Annotated in this window: 24 protein-coding genes, 1 tRNA gene and 1 pseudogene; 9 read left to right on the forward strand and 17 right to left on the reverse strand. The window is 69.2% G+C overall.

Annotation, left to right across the window (positions count from 1 at the left end; translation table 11 throughout):
• Positions 1 to 66: 66 nt before the first annotated feature.
• From GOHSU_RS16270 to GOHSU_RS08795, 4 genes and pseudogenes are all read right to left on the reverse strand, one after another.
• Positions 67 to 1044 carry a helix-turn-helix domain-containing protein gene (locus GOHSU_RS16270; protein ID WP_005939937.1) on the reverse strand — a complete coding sequence of 326 codons (978 nt, stop codon included), beginning with the start codon at positions 1042 to 1044 and terminating at the stop codon, positions 67 to 69.
• Positions 1037 to 2056 carry an AraC family transcriptional regulator gene (locus GOHSU_RS08785; protein ID WP_024332884.1) on the reverse strand — a complete coding sequence of 340 codons (1020 nt, stop codon included), beginning with the start codon at positions 2054 to 2056 and terminating at the stop codon, positions 1037 to 1039. Before GOHSU_RS08785 ends, GOHSU_RS16270 begins: the two co-directional genes overlap by 8 nt.
• Before the next feature lie 5 nt (positions 2057 to 2061).
• Positions 2062 to 3735, reverse strand: coding sequence for an energy-dependent translational throttle protein EttA (gene ettA / locus GOHSU_RS08790; RefSeq protein WP_024332885.1), 1674 nt, complete (start codon positions 3733 to 3735; stop codon positions 2062 to 2064).
• A gap of 710 nt (positions 3736 to 4445) precedes the next feature.
• Positions 4446 to 4727, reverse strand: a pseudogene (locus GOHSU_RS08795) (excinuclease ABC subunit UvrA); the annotation flags it as partial.
• A gap of 140 nt (positions 4728 to 4867) precedes the next feature.
• Between GOHSU_RS08795 and GOHSU_RS08800 the strand changes: the two are divergent.
• Entirely contained in the window at positions 4868 to 5653 is a 786-nt protein-coding gene (locus GOHSU_RS08800) for an oxygenase MpaB family protein (RefSeq protein WP_005939953.1), read from the forward strand.
• 92 nt (positions 5654 to 5745) lie between these two features.
• Positions 5746 to 6132: a TIGR02611 family protein gene (locus GOHSU_RS08805; RefSeq protein ID WP_024332887.1), complete on the forward strand. Its 387-nt coding sequence runs from the start codon at positions 5746 to 5748 to the stop codon at positions 6130 to 6132.
• Positions 6133 to 6136: 4 nt separating this feature from the next.
• On the opposite strand, the gene GOHSU_RS17235 is transcribed toward GOHSU_RS08805, so the two are convergent.
• Both GOHSU_RS17235 and GOHSU_RS08815 read right to left on the reverse strand, forming a co-directional pair.
• Entirely contained in the window at positions 6137 to 6685 is a 549-nt protein-coding gene (locus GOHSU_RS17235) for a single-stranded DNA-binding protein (protein ID WP_005939959.1), read from the reverse strand.
• Between the two features lie 164 nt (positions 6686 to 6849).
• Positions 6850 to 8922, reverse strand: coding sequence for a bifunctional copper resistance protein CopD/cytochrome c oxidase assembly protein (locus GOHSU_RS08815; RefSeq protein WP_005939962.1), 2073 nt, complete (start codon positions 8920 to 8922; stop codon positions 6850 to 6852).
• Between the two features lie 57 nt (positions 8923 to 8979).
• Here GOHSU_RS08815 and GOHSU_RS08820 point away from each other — a divergent pair.
• Positions 8980 to 9053 (forward strand) — tRNA-Arg (locus tag GOHSU_RS08820).
• Between the two features lie 148 nt (positions 9054 to 9201).
• Positions 9202 to 9786: a dihydrofolate reductase family protein gene (locus GOHSU_RS08825; RefSeq protein WP_005939966.1), complete on the forward strand. Its 585-nt coding sequence runs from the start codon at positions 9202 to 9204 to the stop codon at positions 9784 to 9786.
• Here GOHSU_RS08825 and GOHSU_RS16565 read toward each other — a convergent pair.
• The 6 genes from GOHSU_RS16565 to GOHSU_RS08855 form a co-directional block, all read right to left on the reverse strand.
• Positions 9715 to 10089, reverse strand: coding sequence for a helix-turn-helix domain-containing protein (locus tag GOHSU_RS16565; protein WP_005939969.1), 375 nt, complete (start codon positions 10087 to 10089; stop codon positions 9715 to 9717). The genes GOHSU_RS08825 and GOHSU_RS16565 overlap by 72 nt on opposite strands.
• 319 nt (positions 10090 to 10408) lie before the next feature.
• Positions 10409 to 10936: a DUF488 domain-containing protein gene (locus GOHSU_RS08835; RefSeq protein WP_005939972.1), complete on the reverse strand. Its 528-nt coding sequence runs from the start codon at positions 10934 to 10936 to the stop codon at positions 10409 to 10411.
• The gene (locus tag GOHSU_RS08840; protein ID WP_005939975.1) at positions 10933 to 11148 is read right to left on the reverse strand and encodes a hypervirulence associated TUDOR domain-containing protein; all 216 of its coding nucleotides are present in this window, start codon (positions 11146 to 11148) and stop codon (positions 10933 to 10935) included. The genes GOHSU_RS08835 and GOHSU_RS08840 overlap by 4 nt, the downstream gene beginning before the upstream one ends.
• The gene (locus GOHSU_RS08845; protein WP_024332889.1) at positions 11145 to 12260 is read right to left on the reverse strand and encodes an FAD-dependent monooxygenase; all 1116 of its coding nucleotides are present in this window, start codon (positions 12258 to 12260) and stop codon (positions 11145 to 11147) included. The genes GOHSU_RS08840 and GOHSU_RS08845 overlap by 4 nt, the downstream gene beginning before the upstream one ends.
• A gap of 7 nt (positions 12261 to 12267) precedes the next feature.
• Positions 12268 to 13065: a crotonase/enoyl-CoA hydratase family protein gene (locus GOHSU_RS08850; protein ID WP_005939980.1), complete on the reverse strand. Its 798-nt coding sequence runs from the start codon at positions 13063 to 13065 to the stop codon at positions 12268 to 12270.
• Positions 13062 to 14195, reverse strand: a complete 1134-nt coding sequence (locus GOHSU_RS08855) for a thiolase family protein (protein WP_005939982.1) — start codon at positions 14193 to 14195, stop codon at positions 13062 to 13064. Before GOHSU_RS08855 ends, GOHSU_RS08850 begins: the two co-directional genes overlap by 4 nt.
• A gap of 94 nt (positions 14196 to 14289) precedes the next feature.
• Between GOHSU_RS08855 and GOHSU_RS08860 the strand changes: the two genes are divergently transcribed.
• Positions 14290 to 16026 carry an NTP transferase domain-containing protein gene (locus tag GOHSU_RS08860; RefSeq protein ID WP_005939986.1) on the forward strand — a complete coding sequence of 579 codons (1737 nt, stop codon included), beginning with the start codon at positions 14290 to 14292 and terminating at the stop codon, positions 16024 to 16026.
• Between the two features lie 65 nt (positions 16027 to 16091).
• Here GOHSU_RS08860 and modB read toward each other — a convergent pair whose 3' ends face one another.
• From modB to moaA, 4 genes are read right to left on the reverse strand one after another with little or no spacing between them, the layout of a single operon-like run.
• Complete coding sequence (gene modB / locus GOHSU_RS08865) at positions 16092 to 16913, reverse strand: molybdate ABC transporter permease subunit (RefSeq protein ID WP_005939989.1); 822 nt, start codon at positions 16911 to 16913, stop codon at positions 16092 to 16094.
• Between the two features lie 30 nt (positions 16914 to 16943).
• Positions 16944 to 17672 carry a molybdate ABC transporter substrate-binding protein gene (gene modA, locus GOHSU_RS08870; RefSeq protein WP_024332890.1) on the reverse strand — a complete coding sequence of 243 codons (729 nt, stop codon included), beginning with the start codon at positions 17670 to 17672 and terminating at the stop codon, positions 16944 to 16946.
• 26 nt (positions 17673 to 17698) lie between these two features.
• Positions 17699 to 17956 carry a MoaD/ThiS family protein gene (locus GOHSU_RS08875; RefSeq protein ID WP_005939995.1) on the reverse strand — a complete coding sequence of 86 codons (258 nt, stop codon included), beginning with the start codon at positions 17954 to 17956 and terminating at the stop codon, positions 17699 to 17701.
• Positions 17949 to 18959: a GTP 3',8-cyclase MoaA gene (gene moaA, locus GOHSU_RS08880; RefSeq protein ID WP_005939998.1), complete on the reverse strand. Its 1011-nt coding sequence runs from the start codon at positions 18957 to 18959 to the stop codon at positions 17949 to 17951. The genes GOHSU_RS08875 and moaA overlap by 8 nt, the downstream gene beginning before the upstream one ends.
• Before the next feature lie 95 nt (positions 18960 to 19054).
• Between moaA and GOHSU_RS08885 the strand changes: the two genes are divergently transcribed.
• From GOHSU_RS08885 to GOHSU_RS08895, 3 genes are read left to right on the forward strand one after another with little or no spacing between them, the layout of a single operon-like run.
• A complete protein-coding gene (locus tag GOHSU_RS08885) occupies positions 19055 to 20245 on the forward strand; it encodes a molybdopterin molybdotransferase MoeA (protein WP_005940001.1) in 1191 nt (396 codons plus the stop codon).
• A gap of 53 nt (positions 20246 to 20298) precedes the next feature.
• The gene (moaCB, locus tag GOHSU_RS08890) at positions 20299 to 21294 is read left to right on the forward strand and encodes a bifunctional molybdenum cofactor biosynthesis protein MoaC/MoaB (RefSeq protein ID WP_029760056.1); all 996 of its coding nucleotides are present in this window, start codon (positions 20299 to 20301) and stop codon (positions 21292 to 21294) included.
• On the forward strand, positions 21287 to 21691 hold the full coding sequence (locus GOHSU_RS08895) for a molybdenum cofactor biosynthesis protein MoaE (protein WP_005940007.1): 405 nt from the start codon (positions 21287 to 21289) through the stop codon (positions 21689 to 21691). The genes moaCB and GOHSU_RS08895 overlap by 8 nt, the downstream gene beginning before the upstream one ends.
• 10 nt (positions 21692 to 21701) lie before the next feature.
• Here the strand turns inward: GOHSU_RS08895 and GOHSU_RS08900 are convergent, their stop codons facing one another.
• Entirely contained in the window at positions 21702 to 22619 is a 918-nt protein-coding gene (locus tag GOHSU_RS08900) for an SMP-30/gluconolactonase/LRE family protein (RefSeq protein WP_024332891.1), read from the reverse strand.
• A 130-nt stretch (positions 22620 to 22749) separates the two neighbouring features.
• Between GOHSU_RS08900 and GOHSU_RS08905 the strand changes: the two genes are divergently transcribed.
• Positions 22750 to 23313, forward strand: a complete 564-nt coding sequence (locus tag GOHSU_RS08905; protein WP_005940013.1) for a PadR family transcriptional regulator — start codon at positions 22750 to 22752, stop codon at positions 23311 to 23313.
• The last annotated feature ends 60 nt before the right edge of the window (positions 23314 to 23373 follow it).

Here is a 23373-nt window from a genome sequence, read left to right on the forward strand (position 1 = left end):
GCCAACCTCCTTTACCGCGAGGCTATCGCCGACCGGCCGGTAATGACCCGGAATCGCCGGGCGACCTCAGATCGTCTCGAAAGCGTCGGTGACCGGACGGACCGGACGCAGTCGGGCCAGCGGGGGCGCCTGCTCGGCGCTGTGCTCCGATACCTGCGTATCGTTCTGGTAGTCACGCGGAGTCGTCCCGTACCGGGCGGAGAAGCGGCGGCGCAGGGTTCCGGCGGAGGCGAATCCGGAGGCGGCGGCGATCATGTCCAGACTCAGCCGCGGCACCTGCGCGAGCAGCCCGCGGGCGTGCTCCAGCCGGCGCTCGGCGATCAGTCCGGCCACGGTCTGATCTTGCCCCTCGTAGTGCCGGTACAGCTGTCGCCGGCTCATCGCCAGCCAGCCGGCGATCTGCGCGGCCGACAGGTCCGGATCGGCGAAGTGCTGGTCGATCAACGCCAGCACCCGCGTGTGCACCTGCTGATCGGAGGTTCGTGCCAGTGCGTATGACCTCCGCTCCAGGGTCGACCGCAGCATCTCGAGGACCACATGATCGGTGGCTTGGTCGGCGGTCCCGCGTCCGGAGACGACGTCGTGGGTGAGCTGTTCGATGAACTCGGCTGCCGCGCGATTCAGCATCGAATCCGCTAGCGGCTCGGCGCCGGCGCTACGGAGGCTGTCGCCGAGTCCGCCGAACCGCGCTGACGGTACCGACAGCACCGTGCATCGCGTCGGCTCGCCGAACTCCCAGCGGCAGGCCCGGTGCGGCGGGATGAGCACCAGCTGACCGGGGGCACAGTCGTACTGCCGTCCGCTCTGCAGACAGTGCAGACGGGTCGGCGCATCGAACGAGACGAACCGCACGGCCGACTCGGTCGGCGCTGTCAGCCGATCGCTCCCGTCGGTGTCCGCGGTGCCCGCAGCCAGCTGCGATGCCTGGACCCGGACCGCGCCGATGCGGCCGCTGCGCACGGTGGCGCCACCTGCCGCGCCATCGGCGGCGGCGACCCGGTCGAACAATAGGTGCGGTTGCGGTCCCGCCTGCCCTCTAGTCACCTCCGGAGTCCTGCTGTCGGTTCTGGGCCGTCTCGCTCTGGGCGGATCTGCGGTAGTCGCTGGGCGACATCCCGTACTCGGCACGGAACCGTTTGGACATGGTGCCCGCCGAGGCGAAGCCGGAGGCGGCGGCGACTTCGGCCAGGCCCATCCCGGAGTTTCCCGCCAGCAGCCGCCGCGCCTGGTCGAGCCGGCGCTGTGCGATCAGCTTGGCCGGCGTGGTTCCGGTATCGGCGAAGTACCGGTACATGTGGCGCCGGCTGACATAGAGCATCTGCGCCAAGGTATCGGCGTTGAACGCCGGGTCACGGTAGTTCTGTTCGATCAGCGAGCGGGATACCTCCCGCACATAGAGCTCACTGTCGGCGGGCTGAAAGGTGTCTGCGCGGTGCGTCGAGAGCACCGCCCGGATCAGACCGGCCACGGCCACCTCGGTGTCGGTATCGACATCGGCGCGCCGGGCGGCGATATCGTTGGCGAAGCTGGCGACATAGGCGGCGGTGGCCCGCGCCAGCGGCGACGAATCCACCATCGGGGCCATCGACCACGGCTCACCCGCGGGGATGCCCAGCAGCTCGGTCGGCACCCAGATCCCGGCCAGGTCGGCGACGGTCTCGGAGATCTGGGTGAACGGTTCCTGATTGTGCACCATCACCAGGTGTCGCGGGTGCGCGTATTCCAGGACGCGGCCGTCTTGCACCACGGCACCGCCGCCGGGCAGGTGCTGGGTCGCCACCAGAACGAACCGGGACGGATACTCGGCCACCAGCTGCGCCGTCCGCTCGGTGGCGCACGGGGTCCGCAGCAGCGAGAACGTCATCAACTCGGTCAGCGGACGCCAGTACAGGTACTCCTCGAAGCCGTTGGCCGGATCAGCCTCCACCTTGAAGGTGGCGATGTGATTCTCCAGCCCCTGCTCCCCGATCCGCAGCATGTAGCGGGTGGAGTTCTCACCGAGCGGCTCGTCGACCCGGATACGACGATGCCAAGCCTCGATCTCGGTCTCGTCCATCAGCGTCAATCGCGCGTCAGCTTGCGATGGGTTACGCGGTGCGGACGCGCGGCGTCAGCGCCGAGTCGTTCGACCTTGTTCTGCTCGTAGGCCTCGAAGTTTCCCTCGAACCAGAACCACTTGCCCTCTTCGATGTTGCCTTCCCAGGCCAGGATGTGGGTACAGGTGCGGTCCAGGAACCAGCGGTCGTGCGAGATCACCACGGCACAGCCGGGGAACTGCTCCAGGGCGTTCTCCAGGGAGCCCAGCGTCTCCACGTCGAGGTCGTTGGTCGGCTCGTCGAGCAGGATCAGGTTGCCGCCCTCTTTCAGGGTCAGCGCCAGGTTCAGCCGGTTGCGCTCACCTCCGGAGAGGACCTCCGAGGGCTTCTGCTGGTCGCCGCCCTTGAATCCGAAGGCGCTCAGGTAGGCGCGCGAGGGCATCTCGTTCTGGCCCACCTCGATGTAGTCCAGACCGTCGGAGACCACTTCCCATACCGTCTTCTTCGGATCGATGTTGGCGCGGGTCTGGTCGACGTAGCTGAGCTTGACCGTCTCGCCGACCTTCACGGTGCCCGTATCCGGCTCCTCCAGCCCGACGATGGTCTTGAACAGGGTCGTCTTACCGACACCGTTGGGGCCGATGACGCCGACGATGCCGTTGCGCGGCAGGGTGAACGAGAGGTCCTTGATCAGGACGCGGCCGTCGAAGCCCTTGTCCAGGTTGCTGACCTCGACCACCACATCGCCCAGGCGCGGCGGGGTCGGGATCTGGATCTCTTCGAAGTCGAGTTTGCGGTGCTTCTCGGCCTCGGCCACCATCTCGTCGTAGCGAGCCAGACGTGCCTTGTTCTTGGTCTGGCGGGCCTTGGCCCCCGAGCGGACCCAGGCGAGCTCCTCCTTGAGGCGCTTCTGCAGCTTCTGGTCCTTCTTGCCGGCCACCTCCAGGCGTTCGGCCTTCTTCTCCAGGTAGGTCGAGTAGTTGCCCTCGTACGGGTGCAGCTGGCCGCGGTCGACCTCACAGATCCACTGGGCGACGTGGTCGAGGAAGTAGCGGTCGTGCGTGACGGCCAGAACCGCGCCGGGGTAGTTGGCCAGGAACTGCTCGAGCCACAGCACCGACTCGGCATCCAGGTGGTTGGTGGGCTCATCGAGCAGCAGTAGATCGGGCTTGCTCAGCAGCAGTTTGCACAGGGCGACCCGGCGGCGCTCACCGCCGGACAGGTGGGTCACCGGCGAGTCGCCGGGCGGGCAGCGCAGGGCGTCCATGGCCTGCTCGATCTGGCTGTCCAGATCCCAGGCGTCGGAGTTGTCCAGGTCTTCCTGGAGTTTGCCCATCTCCTCCATGAGTTCATCGGAGTAGTCGGTGGCCATCAGCTCGGCGATCTCATTGTACCGCGCCAGCTTCTCGGCGACCTCCCCCATGCCCTCGAGGACGTTCTCCTTGACCGTCTTCTCCTCGTTGAGCGGCGGCTCCTGCAGCAGGATGCCGACGGTCGCCTCCGGATCGAGGAAGGCCTCGCCGTTGCTGGGCTGGTCCAGGCCGGCCATGATCTTGAGGATCGACGACTTGCCGGCGCCGTTCGGTCCGACGACGCCGATCTTCGCGCCGGGGTAGAAAGACATGGTGACGTCATCGAGGATGACCTTGTCGCCGTGCGCCTTGCGCACCTTCTTCATGGTGTAAATGAACTCGGCCAACGCCACAACCTCTTCTCAACCGCCCTCTGGGCACAACAGCCTTCCAGTGTAGTCAACCTGATCCCCGAACCCAGCTGAGGTACGAGACCGGAGTCGAGGGGTTACAGCGCAGCGAGCCCGTGCTCTCCACCGAGTCAAGGGAGGTCGACACGGCAACCCGGTTCCTCGAAACAGATTGAGCACACGAGCCTAGATCCTTGGCAGACAGTCTGGAAGCACCATCAGGGGAAGCACAAACCGAGTTGCTCCTCCGACTCTGCACTGAGCTGTCGAAACCCTTTCTGAACGTCAGTGTTCTGAATCTTAAATCTCTGACTAAGTCGATGACCAGGAAACGAGTCTGGAATCGACTCAGGTAGCTCGGCAATTAGCTCAATAGGGATTACGTAGCTGTACGCCTCGCCATCCGGCCAAGGGGGATTCACAGCTTCGCGGGCCGGTTCGGTGATCCGCAGCTGGGCAATCAGTCCAGACCCGGGCCTCTTACCACCACCGCGCCAAACGTAGACAATGTCGCCCGGCTCCGCCTCTCTGGCACACTTCTGAGCTCCCGGGCTTGACCTCACACCGAGAAGTTCATGGCTCTTACAGATGGCCCAGTTATCAGAGTCTTCGTAACGAAGACTGAAAATGTATGCAGTAAAGTACTTTCCGTCCGTTTGAGGATTGGCTGAGCAAGAGTTCTAAATTGTACTGGTCAGTGTCATTGGCAATCTGACGATGGCGGGGACATGGGAGACGCGGTCGACATCGGCGCGCGGCGCCTGCCCGATCCGCCGCCGAGTTTAGGTGGACAGCGCCTCGAGGTAGCGGCGCGAACCGTCGGCGTACACCACCCCCATCGCCAGCGACGACTTCCCCGATCCGGAGACCCCCACGACTGCGACCAGCCGGCCCAGTGGGATGTCGACGTCGACGTCGCGCAGATTGTGGACCCGTGCCCCACGCACTTGTAGGCACCGCGGTCCGGCACGCTCGCCGCTGTCGGTCACGTCCACCTCCCGGATTCCAGGTTGACACAGAACAAGATCGCCGACTCGTCACCGACACCTGCCTATCGATGGAGCCGATCAATTCACTTTCCCAGCATCAGATCTGATAACAACAGTTATCAGACTGCTAGGATGTGGCCATGGCCACTCCGGACACTCTCTCCGCCGCCAGCACCGACGGACACCGCCGCGTACCGATGCCCCTGGTTTACCGCTACCTGGGCGATAAGCGTTTCGCTTACACGCTCCTGCGGGCACTGTCGCTGCAGATCCTGCACCCGGGAAACGCCGCCAGCCTGGTCCAGCACGTGCACGGCGGCTTGTACGCCCACAAGAGCAGTGCGGTCAGCGAGATGATCTACATCGCCTACAGCAACCGCGATCTGCGGTCGGTGATGCGTACCGCCCACTCGCACGTCAAAGGCGTGGACAGCAACGGACGGCGCTACCACTCCCTCAATCCCGAGCTGTTCTTCTTCCAGCACGCGACGTATCTGGAGACGCTGTTCACCTCGATCGACCTGTTCCACCGCCCCCTGTCGAACGACGAGAAAGAGCAGCTCTACCGCGAGGCCTGCCTCTGGTACGCCAAGTACGACATCTCCGATCGGGCGCAGCCGAAAACGTACGGAGAGTTCACCGAATACTTCGAGGACTTCTGCCGGCGAGAACTGTCGGTGAGCCCGGACGTGGCCCATCTACGCAAGGAGACGCTGCACCCGAAGACCTGGTACCCGCGGAAGGTCTCCCCTGCCGCGGTCCGGGCGATGCTCCACCCGCGCGCCGCCGAACTCCTGGAGATCGACGTGAGCGTCACCGACCGCGCCGCACTGGCGGCATTCGCCGCCAAGACCAAGATGCGGGCGGCGATGACACCGCGCACCTATCAACTCATCCCGGCCGCGCGCCACGATCCGGATCGCTGAGGAACCCGCCCGTCAGCAGCTGGGTGAGAGTCGCCTGAGAATCGGGCGAGTCTGAGTCCGATCCTCAGGTTTGCGCGGTAGCTTCGGACCCTATGCGACTGCGACTGAAGATCTGGCACCGTCGGCAGCGATACGCAATCCGACAGCACCCGGTGGCCAACCAGCTCTACCGCCTCGCCGTCGGCATCGCCGGCACCGTTCTGATGCTCGCCGGACTGGTGATGATCCCGCTGCCGATCCCCGGCCCCGGCTGGGTGACGCTGTTCCTGGGCCTGGCCGTGCTGTCGACCGAATTCACCTGGGCCCACCGGGCGACCTCGTTCCTGCGCGCGCGCCTGCATCAGGCCGGCGAGATCGGCAACCGGATCTCCGCCCGCACCCGTGCGGCCGTGCGCGCGTACGCCGACGACCACATCCTGGCGCACGCACACATCGCCTTCGCCCGGTTCACTCCGGTCGCGGTCGCCGTCCACGCCTGATCCCTTACGGGAAGCTCGGCACGGCTTCCTGCTCCGCCGCCGGAACCCTCACTCCCTCCGGAGCGATCCCAGCCTGCGGAACCGTCCCTGGCTGCCGATCACCTTCGGGCTGCGGCGCCGACTCCTCCTGCAGCCCCGGCTCGGGCATTCGGGACCAACCCTGCTGCTGCGGCGGCTCGGCCTCGCTGTGCCCCTCCCGCCCCGGCGTGGTGACTGCCCGCGCATGCGCCAGATCCAGCCCGATCGCCAGCGCCTTCATCTCCAGGTCCGATCGGTTGGTGCCGTCGGCGGCCACGTACTCGTTGGTCCACAGCTGACCGCGCGCGATCACCCGCGAGCCACGCTGGATGACACCCTCTGCCGCGGCGGCGAGCTTGTCCCAGCAGGCGACCGTCAAGTACAGCGTGTGACCGTCGTTCCACTCCCCTGTCTCCCGGTCCCGCTTGCGTGAATTGCAGGCCACCCGGAAGGACAGCACCTGACCGCCGCCAGCGGTTCTGCGGCGCGGATCGTTCATCACACGCCCGGTGATCGTCGTATAGGTCTCGTACATCTGCCCGACTCCTTCACTCGTTGTTGAGTACTGGTCGTCACGAGCATGTCCGGTGCCACCGGCCGAAGGGAATACCCTCTACGGCGGCGCTGGGGACAACAAGGCCGCCCGGGCCCTCGTCCACAGCCGGCCCGCCGCGGCCTGGACCGTGGGGAGAAGATCAGCTAGTCGGCGTGTTTGGCCGTATCGGACTTGTGCATCTCGGCGAGCATCGCGTTGTAGCTCTCCAGCTCCGCATCGTGGTCGCGTGCGGCATGCCGGTCGAACCGCTTGGCCTGTTTGGAGTCCTGCCGCTGCCACTGCACCAGCAGGGCGATCATCACGATCATCAACGGGAATTCACCGGTGGCCCAGGCGATTCCGCCGCCGGTCTGCTGGTCGCTGTACAGATCGGTGTGCCAGGGCAACAGCAGCGAGCGATACCAGCCTTCGGCGATCACCGCGGAGGTGAGCATCAGCGTGACACCGAAGAAGGCGTGGAACGGCAGCGAGCCCCACACGATGCCGAGTTTGGCCACCGGACTGACTTCCCGCGGCGACGGATCGATTCCGATGACGACCCAGTAGAAGAGGAACCCGGCGAACAGGAAATGCATGTTCATGGCCAGATGCCCGGAGTGGTTGTCGACGATCGACTCGAAGAGGTCCCCCAGGTAGAGGACGTAGAAGCTGCCCACGAAGAGGGTCACCGCGATCAGCGGGTGGGTGATGAAGCGAGAGTAACCGCTGTGGATGCCGGTGAGGATCCACTCGCGCGGGCCGGGCGGCTGACCGCGGCCGGCCGGCGGGATCGCGCGCAGGGCCAGCGTCATCGGCGCCCCGAGGACCAGCAGGATCGGGACCAGCATCGACAGCATCATGTGACCCATCATGTGGACGCTGAACACCGCCGGGGAGTACCTGCCCATCCCGGAGGAGGTGGCGAACAGCAGGGCCAGGCAGCCCAGGATCCAGGCGATGGTGCGTCCGATCGGCCAGCTGTCGCCGCGCCGATGCAGCCGCCAGACACCCCGCAGGTAGACCAGCGCCGCAAGGATCGCGGCCGTGCCGAAGATCAGGTCGAACCGCCAGTCGAACAGGATGTTGCTCAGGCTCGGCGCCTCGTCGAGGCGGTAGCCGATCTTCAACTCCACCGGGGTCACATCGGCGGTCGCCAGGATCGGCGGCGGCGTCCGGGACAGGCCGGCGCCCAGACCGAAGGCGATCGCGAAGACCACCGCCTCGACCGCGGCGAACCGGACGAACAGCGAGTTCTTAGGGTCGGTGCCCCCCGCCTCCAGATCCGCGATGGTGCGGCGCCGGTGGAGCAGGCCCAGCAGACCGGCCGCCAGCAGGGTGATGAACTTGGCCAGCACCACCTGGCCGTAGGTGGTGGTGAACAGTTCGGCGAAGGTCATCCGCACCAGCGCGTTGAGCACACCGCTGGCGGCCACCACCAGCAGACACCAGAACGCCACCCGCGAATACCGCCGGACCGCCAGGGTGCGCCAGCGGCCCTTGCCGAAGGCGTAGACCAGGACGGCGATCAGCCCACCGGTCCAGATCGACGCGGCGACGATGTGCAGGATCAGGCTGTTGGCGCCCAGATCATGGTCACCACCGGAGGAGGAGTGCCCGGACAGGGCCGGAGGCATGAGCGACAAGAAGCCCAGCACGATCACCAGGATCGTCCAGCCCCAGCGCAGGGACGCGCGCGCGATGGCGGCTGCGAAGATCGCGAAGATCGCCGTCCACAGCCAGTAACGGCTCTCGGCGACCTCCCCGCACACGCCCATCGTGCCGGCCTGACCGACGGTCGAGACGCACCGAGAGATGGTCTCGCCGAGGCCGTGCCCGCTGACGGTGGCCACCGACAGGGGGATCAGCGCGATCGCCGACATGGCCCAGCCCGCGAACGCCACCGACGACCAGCGCAGAGCGCGGTATCCCCCGACGTCGAGTTCACCGTCGGCCTGCGGCGGCACGAAGAACGCGGCGAAGATCGCCGCACCGAAGCCGATCGCGGCGAACAACTGCCCGATCACCGTCACCACCGGAAGTCCGTAGGTGACGACCCATCCCGGATCCGGCAGCCCGGCCAGTTGCAGCGCCGTGGCCGCACTGGCGGCGGTGACGATCACCGCGGCCACCATGCCCACGGCCATCAGCCCGGTGACAAACAACCGCCGCGCCTGCGACGGATCCCGCAGACTGTCGCGCTGATCATCCGCCGGAGCGGCCGGGGTCGTCGTACTCATACGTTCCACTCTAGGTCGGGATATACTCGGCCCCGCCGTCGGCCATGCCTTCGGCAGGCCTCCATAGCTCAGTTGGATAGAGCAAGAGCCTTCTAATCTCTAGGTCGCAGGTTCGAATCCTGCTGGGGGCACCGCATAGCGTGATCTTGACAACTGCGCGACGCGGTGGTTGCAGAGACCTCCGCGACGGCGCGGACGCTGTCGTTTTCGTCCAAGACCGGGTGCCCTGTCGGCACCTATTCTGAGGTCGCATCCGCACGAACAAGACGGAGACAGACCATGACTCGAGAACTCATCTGGACCGGATTCATGTCACTGGACGGTGTTGTCGACTCCCCGGGCAGCAGCGATGAGGGACATCCCCACGGCGGCTGGGTGTTCCGCACACCCTTCTCGGCGGAGGCGTACTCGCTGAAGGGTGAGGAGCTGGAAGAGACCAGCGCCCTGATGTTCGGTCGCCGCAGCTACGAGGTGTTCGCACCGTTCTGGCGCACCTCGGACGATCACGTCGACTACCGAGACCTGCCCAAGTACATCGTGTCGAGCTCCCTGGACCCCGCGGCACTCATCGACGACTGGGGAGAGCAGACCGTCCTGCGTTCCACCGACGACGTCGCGGCGCTGAAGCAGACCGACGGCGGAGCCGTCTTCATCCACGGCAGTGCCGAATTGGGTCGACGCCTTGCCGAGTCCGACCTCATCGATCGCTACAACCTGCTGATCTTTCCGGTGCTGCTCGGCGGCGGCAAGAGAGTGTTCCCCGTCGCCGGGCAGGGCGAGCGTCGACTCGTGCTACGCGCGTCCGATGCCTACGACAACGGCGTCGTCAAGGTCGTGTACGAGGTCGCGCGAGCTGCTCGGTAGCGCAATCGCGCCGCCGGCCGGACGGCGCAGCCGCCCGGCGGTGCGTCCCACATAGCGGCGCAGCGCGCGGGCCAGATGCGGTTCGTCGTAGTAGCCGAGCGCCGCCACCACGGCGGCTGCGCTGTCACCGGCGGTCAGCAGACCGGCGGCCGTACGTGCACGCACTATCTGGTCGATGGCGCCGCGGCTGAGTCCCGTCGCCGACCGAAACCGCCGCTCGACGGTGCGGCTCGCCGCCGGCGTCGCTCGGCCCTCGATGACCTGAACCACCAGGGGATCACGCGTGATCGCCTCGGCACGCACCAGATGCTCGGCGAGTTCCTCGGCGTCGTCTGCGGTGGGGATCGGCAGACGGTCCCGTCTTCGGGCACCGGTGCCGAGCCCGTACGCGTCTCCGGCCCCGTCACCGCCGCGAACGCTCGACGGCCACGACGCCAGAACACCAGACCCCAGGTCTCACACGCCACGGAGGTCATCTCGGCGACGTCCGAACTCTGGGCAGTCCACACCGACGACACCCACGGCGAATCCGACGGTCGCGTCGTGATGGTCAGGGGCATATCCGTAGCGTACGGCCGGCCCGGAACAGCCGGTCCTTCTTCGGCGCAGTCGGCCGGGTAGATCAGTCGGCCGGGTAGATCAGCCGGCCGGCCTGGTCGGTCTTGGCGAACGGCGTCATCGTGGCGGCCTTGGTCGCGGTCGCCGACATGATGTGGTTCACCGGTATCCCGTCGCGTAACAGTGCGTCGGTGATCAGGCGCCGATGGCAGCGCCAGGGCACCGCTTCGCTGCACATGATCGCCGGGCGGCACCGCGCGGCGAGCTCCTCGAGTTCGGCCAGCCCGGCCGCGAACTCGTCGGAGGCCATGTAGTCGGCATAGTCCCGGAACGCCTTGACCCGCCAGCCGTCGTTGGGTGTGGGGACGCCCACCGGCGTGTACCGCCGACCGCCCAGTGCCGGCAGCCAGCGGTAGGTCAGATCGTCCGGGAGCGCGGCGATCAGCGCCTCCTGCCCCCACTGCGGATGTTTCCGCGAGCCCGGGAACGAGCGCACGTCCACCAGGTCGGTCACCGCGTTGGCGCGCAGCATGGCCACCACCTCCTCGACCGTCCGGGTGGAGTGCCCGATGGTGAACACCGGCCCGGTCACGAGTCCAGCCGCCGCAGGACCTTGCCCCGATGCGCGGCGTTGTGCTCGGTCTTGTCGCTGCGGATCTCGTACTGCGGGTCGTCCGGGGAGGCCCGGTGGGTGTGACCCTTGTAGTCGAAGTCGGCGGTGTGCACTTTGATGATCCGCCCGCTGACGCGCCCGGCCTCGGAGTTCCAGCTCACATGATCGCCGACGGAGAAACGTTCGGTCACGGCCGCACCTGCTCCCAGGCGCTGCGTCCGGCGATCGAGCGCAGATGCCGCATCATCACCGCTTCGGGAACCAGCCGGGTGCCTTGCAGCCCCAGCGAGACCAGGGCCCGTGGCCGCAGATTCATCACCCGCCCGATCGCCCGGGACTCGCGTTCGACCGCCGCCACCCGCGGCCGCCGCAGCTGCGTGTAGCGCTCCAGGACCGGTCCGAGCGGGGAGGAACCGTCGCCGATCAATCCCGCCAGCGTGGCCGCGTCTTCGATCGCCTGACAGCCGCCCTGCCCCAGGTGCGGGCGCATCGGGTGGGCGGCGTCGCCGAGGAGGACCGCGTTGCCGCGGGCCCAGGTGCGGGCCGGACCGCGATCGTAGAGTCCGTTGCGGAAGATCCGGCCGATAGGGGTCGCGTCGATCAAGTCCGGTAACGGCTCGACCCAGTCCTTCACCAGCCGGACCAGGTACGCCTTCTCCCGGTCGTCGACGCCGGCGACGCTGGAGCGTTCCCGGTGCGCCATGCTCACGAACCAGTAGCTCTGGCCGTGGCCCAGGGGCAGATGTCCGGCCTCGATCCCCGGGCCCAGGGTCTGCCCGGCGAACTGCTCGTCGAAGTCGACCGGTGCCACCCCGCGCCAGGCGGTGTAGCCGGCGTACCGCTGGGGCAGGCGCCCGTTGAGCGCTCGCCCGACCGCCGATCCGGTGCCGTCGGCGCCGACGATCAGGTCCGCATCCACATCGTCCAGCCCGGTCACGGGAGTATCGAACCGGACGGTGCCCGGCTCCAGGATCGCGGTGAACACATCGCGCAGCTGGGACCGCTCGATCACCGCCACCGGCTCACCGAGGGAACGGATCATCCGCTGCGGGTCGGGGCGCCGCAGCCAGACCCCGCGGCGAGTGCGCACCGCCCCGCCGGCGACACGTCCGCTCAGCGCCCGGACCGGCGCCCCCAGCCCCACATCGTCCAGTGCGGCCAACGCATTGGGCCACAGGGTGATGCCCGCACTCGGGGAGATGTCCGGCCGTTTCTCATAGACGACGACCTCGTGTCCGGCCCGCTGCAGCGCCACCCCCACGGTCAGGCCGGCGATCCCGGCCCCGGCCACGGCGATCCTCATCGGCGGGTCACCGTCCCCGGTACCGGCCGGGCCGTTTATCCAGGAACGCGGCGACGGCCTCGTGATGGTCTTCGGTCTGGTGAGCGATGCCCTGCATCGCCGCCGACAGCTCCAGCAACTGGTCCAGGCTCTGCCGGGACGATTCCCGCAGCAGCTTCTTGGTCATGCGCACCGCGACGGGCGGGTTGACCGCGATCCGGTCGGCCAGCCGCCGCGCCGCATCGGCCAGACCGTCCTCGGGCACCACCTGCGAGACGATCCCCCACTCCAGCGCGGTGGCCGCGTCCACGCGATCGCCGGTCAGCGCCATCTCCGCGGCGCGCGCAGCCCCGACCACCCGCGGCAGAAACCACGCACCGCCGTCGCCGGGGATCAGGCCGAGTTTGACAAAACTCTCGGCGAAGAACGCCGACGGCGATGCGATGCGCAGATCACACATCAGGGCCAGATCGCAGCCGGCGCCGACAGCCGGGCCGTTGACGGCGGCGATCACCGGCACCTCCAGGGTGTCCATCGCCCGCGGAATCCGCTGGATCGCCAGCCGGTACCCGGTGCGCTGCTCGTGTGCGGCGCCGGCGAACAGGCCGGTGCGGGCGGCCATGTCCTTGACGTTGCCGCCGGCGGAGAAGGCGCTGCCGGCGCCGGTGAGGATCACCACCCGGACGCTCGGATCCCTGTTCACCGCCTCGACTGCCGCCACGAGCGCGTCGATCATCGCCTCATCGGAGATCGCGTTACGGGTCTGTGGCTGATTCAGCGTCCAGGTCACCACATCGTCGTCACGGGTGATCAGCAGCGGGCTCATCCCAGCAGCTCCAGAATCGTCGCATTGGCCATGCCCCCAGCCTCGCACATCGTCTGCAGTCCGTACCGGATGCCGCGCTCGCGCATGTGATGGAGCATCCGGGTCATCAGGACCGCCCCGGAGGCGCCCAGCGGATGGCCCACGGCGATGGCACCGCCGAGCGGGTTGAGGGCGGCCTCGGGAGCCCCGGTCTCGGCCTGCCAGGCCAGCGGCACCGGCGCGAAGGCCTCGTTCACTTCGAAGACGCCGATGTCGTCGATCCTCAGGCCCGCCCGCGCCAGGGCTTTGGCGGTGGCGGCGATCGGCGCGCTGAGCATCATCACCGGGTCGTCGCCGGCCAGCACCGCGGTATGCACGCGCGCCAGCGGCCGCCACCCCTGTGCGGCGGCGTAGTCGCTGGTGGTCATCAGCAGTGCGGCGGCCCCGTCGGAGATCTGCGAGGAATTGCCCGCGGTGATCAGCCCGTCGGCCTCGAACGCCGGGGTCAGCCCGGCCAGCTTCTCCACGGTGGTACCGCGCCGCAGCCCCTCATCGGCCGTCAGCCCGGCCAGCGGCGCCAGCTGGGCGTCGAAGGCTCCGGCGTCGACGGCGGCGGCGGTGCGCGCGTGGGAGCGGGCCGAGTACTCGTCGACCTGGGAGCGGGTCAGCCCCCACCGGCGGGCCATCATCTCCGCCCCCGTCCCCTGGTTGAAGCCGTCGATGCCGTACCGGTCGAGCACCGAATCCGGCCAGGGCCGCCCGTCGCCGCGGGCCGAACCCATCGGCACCCGCGACATCGATTCGGTACCGCCGGCGACGGCCACGTCGTACTGTCCGGCGATCACCCCGGCCGCGGCGAAATGGACGGCCTGCTGAGCCGAGCCGCAGCGCCGGTCGACCACGGTGCCGGGCACCGATTCCGGCCAGCCCGCGGCCAGGATCCCGACCCGGGCCAGGCTGCCGGCCTGGTCGCCGACCTGGCTGACACAGCCCCACACCACATCGTCGACCCGCTCGGGCTCCAGCTCGTTGCGCCCGGCCAGCGCGGTCAGCACATGCGCGGTCATATCGCCCGGATGCACCCCGGCCAGGGAACCGTTGCGCTTGCCTATGGGGGTCCGGACCGCATCGACGATGACTGCATCTCTCATGGCGCCGATTCTGCCAGCGCACTCGGCTGCCGCGGTGAGTTACGGCGGGCCTGTCCCCCTCGGCCCGGTCCGGCTCCCGGGTTAGGGTCGACGGGTGAGTGATAACGCCCCCGTCTACGACGCGATCGTGCTGGCCGGCGGCCGGGCCCGGCGCCTGGCCGGTGCCGACAAACCGGCAGCGCTGGTCGGCGGACGCCGCCTGCTGGACATCGCCCTGGCGGCCGTGGCGGATGCGGACCAGGTGGTCGTGGTGGGGCCCGAGCGAACCCTGCCCGCACAGGTCACCGCGACCCGGGAGGATCCGCCCTACGCCGGTCCGGTCGCGGCGATCGCCGCCGGAACGGCCGCCCTGTCGGCGACCGTCCCCGCCAAGCCCGGCGAGCGGCCCGTCGTCGTACTAGCCAGCGATCTGCCGGAGGTGACCGGCGCGCAGGTCCGGGCACTGCTGGCAGAGCTTCACCGGACCGGCGCCCCGGCGGTCCTGGCCGTCGACGACGACGGCCGGCGGCAGTATCTGCTGGGTGCCTGGCGACGCGATGCCCTCACGGCGCTGGCCCGGGGCGGCCCCGACAGCTCCCTGCGGGCGCTGATCCCGGCGGGCACCGGACTCCTGCGGCTCGACGGCGTCGGTGACGTCGACACCCCCGAGGAGCTGGCCCGCGCGACCAGCCGATCCCTGCCCGCACAGGCCCTCGCGCCACCGGCGGCCCGCGCGCTGCTGCGCTCGGCCCTGACCCCTCTGTCGCCGGTCACCGCCACCCTCGCCGACGCGGCCGGCACCGTCCTGGCCGAGCCGCTGGTCGCCGCCGAGCCGTTCCCACCGTTCGATGCGTCGGCGATGGACGGCTACGCGGTGGCCGGGCCATCCCCGTGGCGGCTGCTCGACACCGTATTGGCGGCCGGCGCCGGAACCTCGATCGCGCTGCGCCCCGGCCAGGCGGTCACCATCGCCACCGGTGCCGCGTTGCCCGCCGGCGCCGAGCGGGCCCTGCGCTACGAGGAGACACAGCTGTCCGGGGAGCTGCTGACCGAGACCTCCACCGGCCGCGACGACACCCGCCGGACCGGCAGTGCCTGGCCGGCCGGTGCCACCCTGGCCGACGCCGGCCTGCCGGTGGATGCGCCGCTGATCTCGGTGGCCCGCGCCGCCGGTGTGCACCGGGTGCGTGTTCGCGGTCCGGTCCGGGCCCGCCTGCACACCTCCGGCGACGAGATCGTGCCCGACGGCGGTGACCTGCGCCCCGGAGCCCTCCCCGACACCGCCTCGGCGCCGGTGGCCGAGCTGCTGACCGAATCCGGGCTGACGGTGGTGACCGCCGGTCATCTGGCCGACCGCCGGGAGGTCTTCGCCCGCGCACTGGCCGCCGCCGACGCCGATCTGGTGGTCATCATCGGTGCCACCGGCCGCGGGGTGGCCGACCACCTGCGCGGTGCCCTCGCCGATGCCGGTGCCCGCCTGGTGCTGGACCGGGTGGCGTTGCGTCCGGGAGGCTCGCTGCTGCTGGCCCAGCTGCCCCACGGGGTCACGGTGCTGGGGCTGGGCGGCAATCCACTGGCGGCGGTCGCCGGCACCGTCGTCGTCCTGCCTGCACTGCTCGACGCCCTGCTGGCGCGCACGCCCCGCAACGCCGATGTGCTGACCTTGCAGACCGAGGCGGCCTCGGCACGCTCGGTCCACTGGCGGGTGCTGCCGGTGGAACCTGACGGGACCGGCCGGTGGAGCATCACACCGGGCCACGGCACCGGCCATCTGGCGTCCATGCTCGGCCACCGCGGACTGGCGCTGGTGCCGCCCACCGGCGCCCAGGCGCCCGTGGAACGCCTGCGCTGACTCCGCTATGACCCCGCCGCTACGACCCCGCCGGACCGGGAACCGCCGGACTAGAACTCGCCGGATCAGGACTCACCGGACTGAGACAGGGCCGGTAGCCAGCGTCCCCGCATACCGATCAGGACCAGCACGCTGAGCACCACCAACCCGATCGCCATGGCGATGGCCGACTCGTCGTCGCGCTGCAGTGACAGGTAGATCGCCAGCGGCATGGTCTGGGTGACCCCTTCGATGTTGCCGGCGAAGGTGATCGTCGCACCGAACTCGCCCAGGGCCCGGGCGAAGCACATCACCGCGCCGGCGGCGATCCCGCCGCGGATCTGGGGAACGGTGATCCGCCAGAAGGTGGTCAGCCGGCTGGCGCCCAGGGTGTACGCCGCTTCTTCGGCATCGATGCTGCGGCTGCGCAGGGCGGCTTCGACACTGACCACCAGAAACGGCATCGCCACCACCAGCTGGGCGATCACCACCGCGGCGAAGGTGTACGTGGGCGTCCAATCGAACCAGGCGTGCAGGTACTGCCCGAGCAGGCCGCGCCGGCCCAGCAGCGTCAGCAGGGCGGTACCGATCACCACCGGCGGCATCACCATCGGCACCAGCACCAGCAGCCGCACCAGCCGGGTGGGGCGGATCGCTCCCGAAGCCAGGACGGCGGCCAGCGGAATACCCAGGATCAGGGCGCAGGCCGTGGCCAGAAGCGCACCGCCCAGCGACAGGCCCAGGGCCTGCAGCGCCGGTGTCGCGGTCAGCAGCGACCAGATACGGCTCCACGGGGCCGCCCAGGCCAGCGCGAGCAGCGGGGCGATCAGCGCCGCCAGGCCCAGCACCCCGACCACGGCGATCGGAGTGGGGAGCCGGGTGCTGGGGCGGTAGGGACCTCCGTTCACCGGGCGCCGTCACTCACCGGACACCGTCGCTCACGGGGCCCCGAAACCCGCATCGGCCAGAATCCGCCGACCGTTCTGCGAGATCAGCAGGTCCACAAAATCGTCGCCGTCGGCGGTGAGCGCAGCGGCCGGGTACCGGACCACCGGCGCGTTCGGGATCGCGATCGTCTCCACCTTGTCCCCGGCCGACCGCGCATCGGTGGCGTAGACCAGAGCCGCATCGGCCTCCCCGCTGGTCACCGCCCCGAGCGCGGCCCGCACGTCCACCGCGCGGGTGATCGGCCGCGCAGTGGCGCCGATGGCGCCCAGTGCCTTGTCGGCAGCCCGCCCGCACGGCACCGCGGTATCGCAGATCACCGACCGGTTGCCTGCGGCAGCGAAGTAGTCCAGCCCGGTCACCGATCCGGGATTGCCCTTCGGTACGACGATGACCAGCGTGTTGGTCGCGACCACGACCGGATCCTTGGCCACACCGTCGGCGACGGCCTTGTCCATGGTCTCGGTGTCGGCGGTGATCAGCACATCGGCTGTGGCGCCGGATTTGAGGCGCTGCACCAGCGCCGAGGACGCAGCCGCGTCCACCTGTACGTTCGCGCCGCCGTGGCTCTCGCCGTAGGCGTGCGAGAGGGGTTTCATCACGTCGACCAGAGAGGCCGCCGCCATCACCCGGATGGTGTCGCCCCCGCTGCCGCACGCGGTCAGCACAGCGGTCGCGGCCAGTGCGGCGATCGCCGCGGCGACGTATCGGTGCGGTTTCATGTCAGCAAGCATGCCGCACAGCCGGCTCAGCCGCCCGCGAAGGGCGGCAGCACATCGACCTGCGATCCGATCACCTCGGTGTCGGCGCGCAGCAGACGATCGCCGTCGAGCACCGAACAGTGCGCCGCCAGTTCCCCGGCCCGGTCTCCGTGGCGCCAGCCGATGGCCCGGCGCAGACCGCCGACCGTGGGATCGGCCAGGGTGAACTGCTCGCGTTCGCAGCCGACGGCGTCGACCAGGGCGGCGAAGTAGTTGACGGCGACGGTCGAGGTGTCCTCAGCCACCGATTGCTCCCATCGAACGGCGCGGATGCGTCAGCACATCCGCGGGTAGATGTCCCGGCGATTTACGCCAGGTGACTTCCCGCCAGGCTGCCGCCAGAGCGGCGTCGTCTCCGCCGCCGCGCAGGATCGCCCGCAGGTCGATCTCGTCGTCGGAGAACAGGCAGGGGCGCACGCGGCCTTCGGCGGTGATCCGGGTGCGGTCGCAGGCACCGCAGAACGACCGGGACATCGAGGCGATCACCCCGACGGTGCCCGGTCCCCCGTCGACCCGCCACAGTTCGGCCGGTGCCCCCGGATCCTCCCGGCCGACCGCCTCCAGCGCGAAGTGGCCGCCGAGGACCTCCAGCATCTGGGCGGCGGTCACAAAACCGTCCCGGCTCCAGGTGCCGTCGGCATCCAGCGGCATCGATTCGATGAACCGCAACGACAGCCCGCGATCCAGGCACCAGCGCAGCAACTGCGGAGCGTGGGGCAGGGTCTCGTGCAGGGCCACCGCATTGATCTTCACCGGAGACAGGCCCGCGGCGACCGCCGCATCGATACCGTCGAGCACCTCGGGCAGCCGGTCCCGGCGGGTGATCTGGGCGAACAGCTCGCGATCCACGGTGTCCAGGGAGATGTTGATCCGGCTCAGCCCCGCCGCAGCCAGCGCCGCGGCCCGGCGGGTCAGACCCAGCCCGTTGGTGGTCAGCGCCACCGGCAGCTCGGGATGGCGGGCGCGGATCGCCGCGACGATCTCTTCCAGGTCCCGGCGGATCAGCGGCTCGCCACCGGTCAGCCGGACCTCCTCGATACCCAGGTCGTGCACGGCCACATCCACCAGCCGCGCTACCTCGGCGGTCGAGAGCAGCTCGTCGCGGGGCATGATCGGCAGCCCCTCGGCGGGCATGCAGTAGCGGCAGCGCAGATTGCAGGCCTGCGTCAGAGAGATCCGCAGATCACGCGCACGCCGGCCCAGTCCATCCACCAGGAGGGAACCGGTCGGTACGTCGGCGACTGTCACGCCTTCGACGTTAGCAGTGTTTTGACTCCTCCAAACTGTCTGACAGGGCACAAAGCCGCTGACCGGGCACCAGCGGCGTTGCGTAGGGTGAGGCTGTGACTCGCAGACCCCTCGCCGACCATCAGGCGGCGGTAGCCGCTCATCTGGCCGGCCTCGCCGGCACCGAGACCGTTCCGGTGCGCGTGGCCCTGGACCGGACCACCTCGGCGCCGGTTCGTGCGCCCTACTCCCTGCCGCTGTTCGACAACTCCGCGATGGACGGTTTCGCCGTACGCGCCGCCGAGGTGTCCCCCGGTGCCGATCTGGAGGTCGGCGGCCGGATCTTCGCCGGCGACACCACGCGCCCGGTCCTACGGGCCGGAACCGCGATGGCCATCATGACCGGCGCCCCCCTGCCGGCCGGCGCCGACGCGGTGATTCCGGTCGAGGCCAGCCACGAGACCGCCGGATCCGGGCAGCAGAGCACGGTCAGGTTCGACGCGGCCCCGGAGCCGGGCGCCTTCATCCGGTCGGCCGGTGACGATGTGGCCGCCGGGGAAGTGGTGATCGCGGCCGGCACCCGGCTGGCCCCGCGGCATCTGGGCGCCCTGGCCGCCGCCGGCGTGGAGACCATCGAGGTTCACCGCCGGCCGGCCGTCGCCATCATCTCCACCGGCAGCGAGTTGATCCGTGCCGGTGCCACCCCGCAGGCCGGGCAGGTCTTCGAATCCAACTCCCTGGTACTGCAGTCGCTGTCGACCAAGCACGGCGCACGCGTGACGTTCATCGGATCGGCCGGCGACGACGGCGATTTCGCGACGATCCTGACCGCGGCCTGCCAGGACGCCGACCTGGTGCTGACCTCCGGCGGAATCTCCATGGGTGAACGTGAACCGGTCCGCCAGACCCTGGCCGAGCACGGCTGGTTCGGGCCGGTCGCCATGCAGCCCGGCGGCCCGCAGGGGTTGGCCACCTGGAAACAGACGCCCGTGTGCTGTCTGCCCGGAAACCCCGTCAGCATCGTCGTGTCCTTCGAGGTACTGCTGCGCGATGTCCTGCGCGGGATCGCCGGTCTGCCGCCGGTCGCGTCGAACCGGGCCGTCCTGGCCCACGACATCACCTCGGTACCCGGGAAGACCCAGTTTCTGCGCGGGGTGAGCGAACCCGACGGCTCGGTCCGTCCCCTGGGCGGGCCCGGCAGTCACCTGGCGGTGACCGCCGCCGCGGCCGAGCTGCTGATCGAGATCGACGCCGACACCACCGAACTGCCGGCCGGAACCGAGGTGACCACGTGGCCGCTGACCTGACCCCACCGCATCCGGGTGCCGGCGAGCCGTCGCAAAGCGCCGGCCCGGGTGGACTGACCCATTTGCGGGCCGACGGCACCGCCGCCATGGTCGACGTCTCCGACAAGGACGTCACCCGGCGCGTGGCGGTCGCCGAGGGACGCTTCTGCACCACCGCGCAGGTGATCGAGGCGATCCGCCGCGGCGGTGTGGTCAAAGGCGATGTGCTGGCGACCGCACGGATCGCCGGGATCATGGGGGCCAAGCGCACCGCCGACCTGATCCCGCTGTGCCATCCGTTGCCGCTGTCGAAGGTCGCCGTGGACTTCACCCTGCACGACGACGCCGTCTCGATCACCGCGACAGCGGTCACCACCGGACGGACCGGTGTCGAGATGGAAGCACTGACCGCGGTCACCGTCGCCGGGCTGACCCTGCACGACATGGTCAAAGCCCTCGATCCGGCCGCACGCCTGACCGATGTCCAGCTGGCGGAGAAGACCGGTGGGCGCCGCGGGCACTGGGTGCGGGCGCAGCACCGCGAACAGCATCGCGCACCAGCGGCGGCCGGACCCGGACAGGTCGCCCTGCATCCGAACCGGCGGGCCGAGGTCGTGGTCTCGTCCACCCGGATCGCGGCCGGGACGCGGACCGACGCCACCGGACCGGTGATCGTCCAGTGGCTGCGCGACCGCGGCTTCACCGTCGGACCGGTCACGATCACCGCCGACGCCGAGTTCGCCGGAACACTGAACGCGCTGCTGCAGAACGCCCCCGCGGTGATCATCACGACCGGCGGCACCGGTCCCACCGCCGACGACCTGGTTCCCGAAGCCACCGCCGCGATCATGACGACTCCGCTGCCCGGGATCGCCGAGGCCATCCGCGATCGCGGCCGGCAGACCACTGCCCTGGCCGCGCTCAGCCGCGGGCACGCCGGGCTGGCCGGGGGAACCCTGGTGGTCAACCTTCCGGGGTCGCGCGGCGGGGTCGCCGACGGACTCGCGGTCCTGGGGCCGCTGCTCGATCACCTGCTGGAGCTGGCCGCCGGGGAGGGACACCATGAGTGACATCGTCGAGACCGCCCTGGATCCGCGCGAATGCGAACAGCGGGTGCACACCGCAGCCGACGGCGCGATGGTGACCTTCACCGGCATCGTGCGCGACCATCACGGCGGCCGGTCGGTGACGGCACTGCGCTATCAGGCGCACCCGCAGGCCGATCGGTTCCTGCAGGAGGTGCTGGCCCGCCACCGCAGCCACGAGGTCCAGGTCGCCGCCCAGCATCGAGTCGGCGATCTGGCCATCGGCGATCTGGCCGTGGTGGTGGCCGTGGCCGCACCGCACCGGGGCGCCGCCTTCGAGGTCTGCGCGCAGTTGATCGACGAGATCAAGACGCAGGTCCCGATCTGGAAATTCGAGACCTACGCCGACGGCGACAGCGTCTGGGTCAACGCCTGTTCCTGACCCGCGCGGATCAGTCCGGCGTGTACACGCCCAGCGCATTATCGACGATGGTGCCGAAGTAGAGCACCCCGTCCCGTTCGGCGACGCTGGTGACGAAGGTGTAGTCGACACCCTTGGGTTTGATGTCGTGGACCAGGTTGCCGTCGAAGTCGAAGGCGATCACCCAGACCACGTCCTCGGGGCTGGGCCCGAGTCGTTCGGGTACCCGCGCGAGCACCTTCCGCGCTCGGATCGGCAGTTTGTGGATGCCCTCGAGCACCGGGTTGCGCGGCGCAGCCAGCGCACACCAGATCAGCCCGTCGCTGCCGATCGTCAGGTTGTCGGGGTAGCCGGGCAGACCGTCGATCACGACCTCCGTCTCGCCGCGCCGTTCGCCGGTCAGCCAGTAGCGCGTGATGCGGGAGGCACCGGTCTCGGCGATCAGCACGAAGGACTCGTCCGGAGCCAGCACCAGCCCGTTGGCGAACTGCAGATCGTGGAGCAAGGTCTCGACCTTGCCGTCGGACTGTCGGCGGATGAGCCGTCCGCTGCCAGCGTGCTCGATGAGATCGCTCCGCCAGTTGTCGATGGTGTACCGCTGCGAGGAGGCCGAGATGTACAGCGTCCCGTCCGCGGCGGCCACGACGTTGCTGGCGAAGCGGAGCGGCCGGTCGTCGACCACGTCGACCATCACCGTCGGACGTCCGCGACCGCCTTCCAGGTGCAGGACGCCGCGGTCGTGGTCGCACATCACCACCGAGCCGTCGGGCAGTACCTCCAGGCCGAGGAGATGACCGGCAGTGTCGGCGAGCACCTCGACCCCGTCGGTATTCGGGTCGACAGCGATCAGCCGGCCGTCGTCGAGTCCGGTGATGACGCGGCCGTCAGGTAGACACACCACGTCCTCTGGTCCATTGCCGGGAAGTGCGATGCGTCTAAATTCAGCCACGCCACATTATTACCCTGCCCAGCCGTTCTTTGCCTGAGCCATTGGTCCCCTTCACCCGAATGAACCATATGAACCTCTACACATAATCACTCTGTTGCATACGCACGGTTTCGGTTGCTACATTCGGCCAATGGCCCTCGAACACGCGATCCTGGTCTCCCTCGCGGAGCGACCCGGGACGGGATACGAGATCGGACAGCAGTTCCAGCGTTCGATCGGGTATTTCTGGTCGGCCACCCATCAGCAGATCTACCGGACCCTCAAGAAGCTCGACGCCGACGGCCTGGTCACCTACACCGACGTCGTCCAGAACGGCCGTCCGGACAAAAAGGTCTACACCATCTCCGAGGCCGGTCGGCAGCTGCTGGCCGAATGGGTCGCCAGTCCGACACCGGTCGCACCGCTGCGCAGCGATCTCGGCGTCAAACTGCGCGCCGCCGAGTTCGGCGACCTGGCCGCGGTCCTGACCGAACTGGTCGCCCACCGGGACGAGGCCGCGGCGATGGCAGACCTGTATCGCGGCTTCGAACGGGACTACTACCCCGATCCCGAGGCGCTGACCGGCCGAAAACTGAATCAGTACCTGGTTCTCCGCGGCGGTATCCGCGCCTCGCAGGCCACCGTCGACTGGTGTGACGAGACCATCGCCGGTCTGCAGCGCGAACTCGCCCGGACCGAACGGGCCCGGACCTGACCGGCCGGCCCCCACACCGCCGAGTCCAGACTCACCGAACCAGCCCATTTCCACAGATCC

The sequence above is a fragment of the Gordonia hirsuta DSM 44140 = NBRC 16056 genome (assembly GCF_000333015.1).
GTDB classification, from domain to species: Bacteria; Actinomycetota; Actinomycetes; order Mycobacteriales; family Mycobacteriaceae; genus Gordonia; species Gordonia hirsuta.

What these genes read in the sequence shown, in the direction of transcription:
- GOHSU_RS08855 (WP_005939982.1), bottom strand. Translation starts at nt 14,195, where the DNA reads ATGAGAGATGCAGTCATCGTCGATGCGGTCCGGACCCCCATAGGCAAG.
- modA (WP_024332890.1), bottom strand. Translation starts at nt 17,672, where the DNA reads ATGAAACCGCACCGATACGTCGCCGCGGCGATCGCCGCACTGGCCGCG.
- GOHSU_RS08850 (WP_005939980.1), bottom strand. Translation starts at nt 13,065, where the DNA reads ATGAGCCCGCTGCTGATCACCCGTGACGACGATGTGGTGACCTGGACG.
- GOHSU_RS08815 (WP_005939962.1), bottom strand. Translation starts at nt 8,922, where the DNA reads ATGAGTACGACGACCCCGGCCGCTCCGGCGGATGATCAGCGCGACAGT.
- GOHSU_RS08905 (WP_005940013.1), top strand. Translation starts at nt 22,750, where the DNA reads ATGGCCCTCGAACACGCGATCCTGGTCTCCCTCGCGGAGCGACCCGGG.
- GOHSU_RS08785 (WP_024332884.1), bottom strand. Translation starts at nt 2,056, where the DNA reads ATGGACGAGACCGAGATCGAGGCTTGGCATCGTCGTATCCGGGTCGAC.
- GOHSU_RS08800 (WP_005939953.1), top strand. Translation starts at nt 4,868, where the DNA reads ATGGCCACTCCGGACACTCTCTCCGCCGCCAGCACCGACGGACACCGC.
- GOHSU_RS08895 (WP_005940007.1), top strand. Translation starts at nt 21,287, where the DNA reads ATGAGTGACATCGTCGAGACCGCCCTGGATCCGCGCGAATGCGAACAG.
- GOHSU_RS08825 (WP_005939966.1), top strand. Translation starts at nt 9,202, where the DNA reads ATGACTCGAGAACTCATCTGGACCGGATTCATGTCACTGGACGGTGTT.
- GOHSU_RS17235 (WP_005939959.1), bottom strand. Translation starts at nt 6,685, where the DNA reads ATGTACGAGACCTATACGACGATCACCGGGCGTGTGATGAACGATCCG.
- GOHSU_RS08805 (WP_024332887.1), top strand. Translation starts at nt 5,746, where the DNA reads ATGCGACTGCGACTGAAGATCTGGCACCGTCGGCAGCGATACGCAATC.
- GOHSU_RS08845 (WP_024332889.1), bottom strand. Translation starts at nt 12,260, where the DNA reads ATGAGGATCGCCGTGGCCGGGGCCGGGATCGCCGGCCTGACCGTGGGG.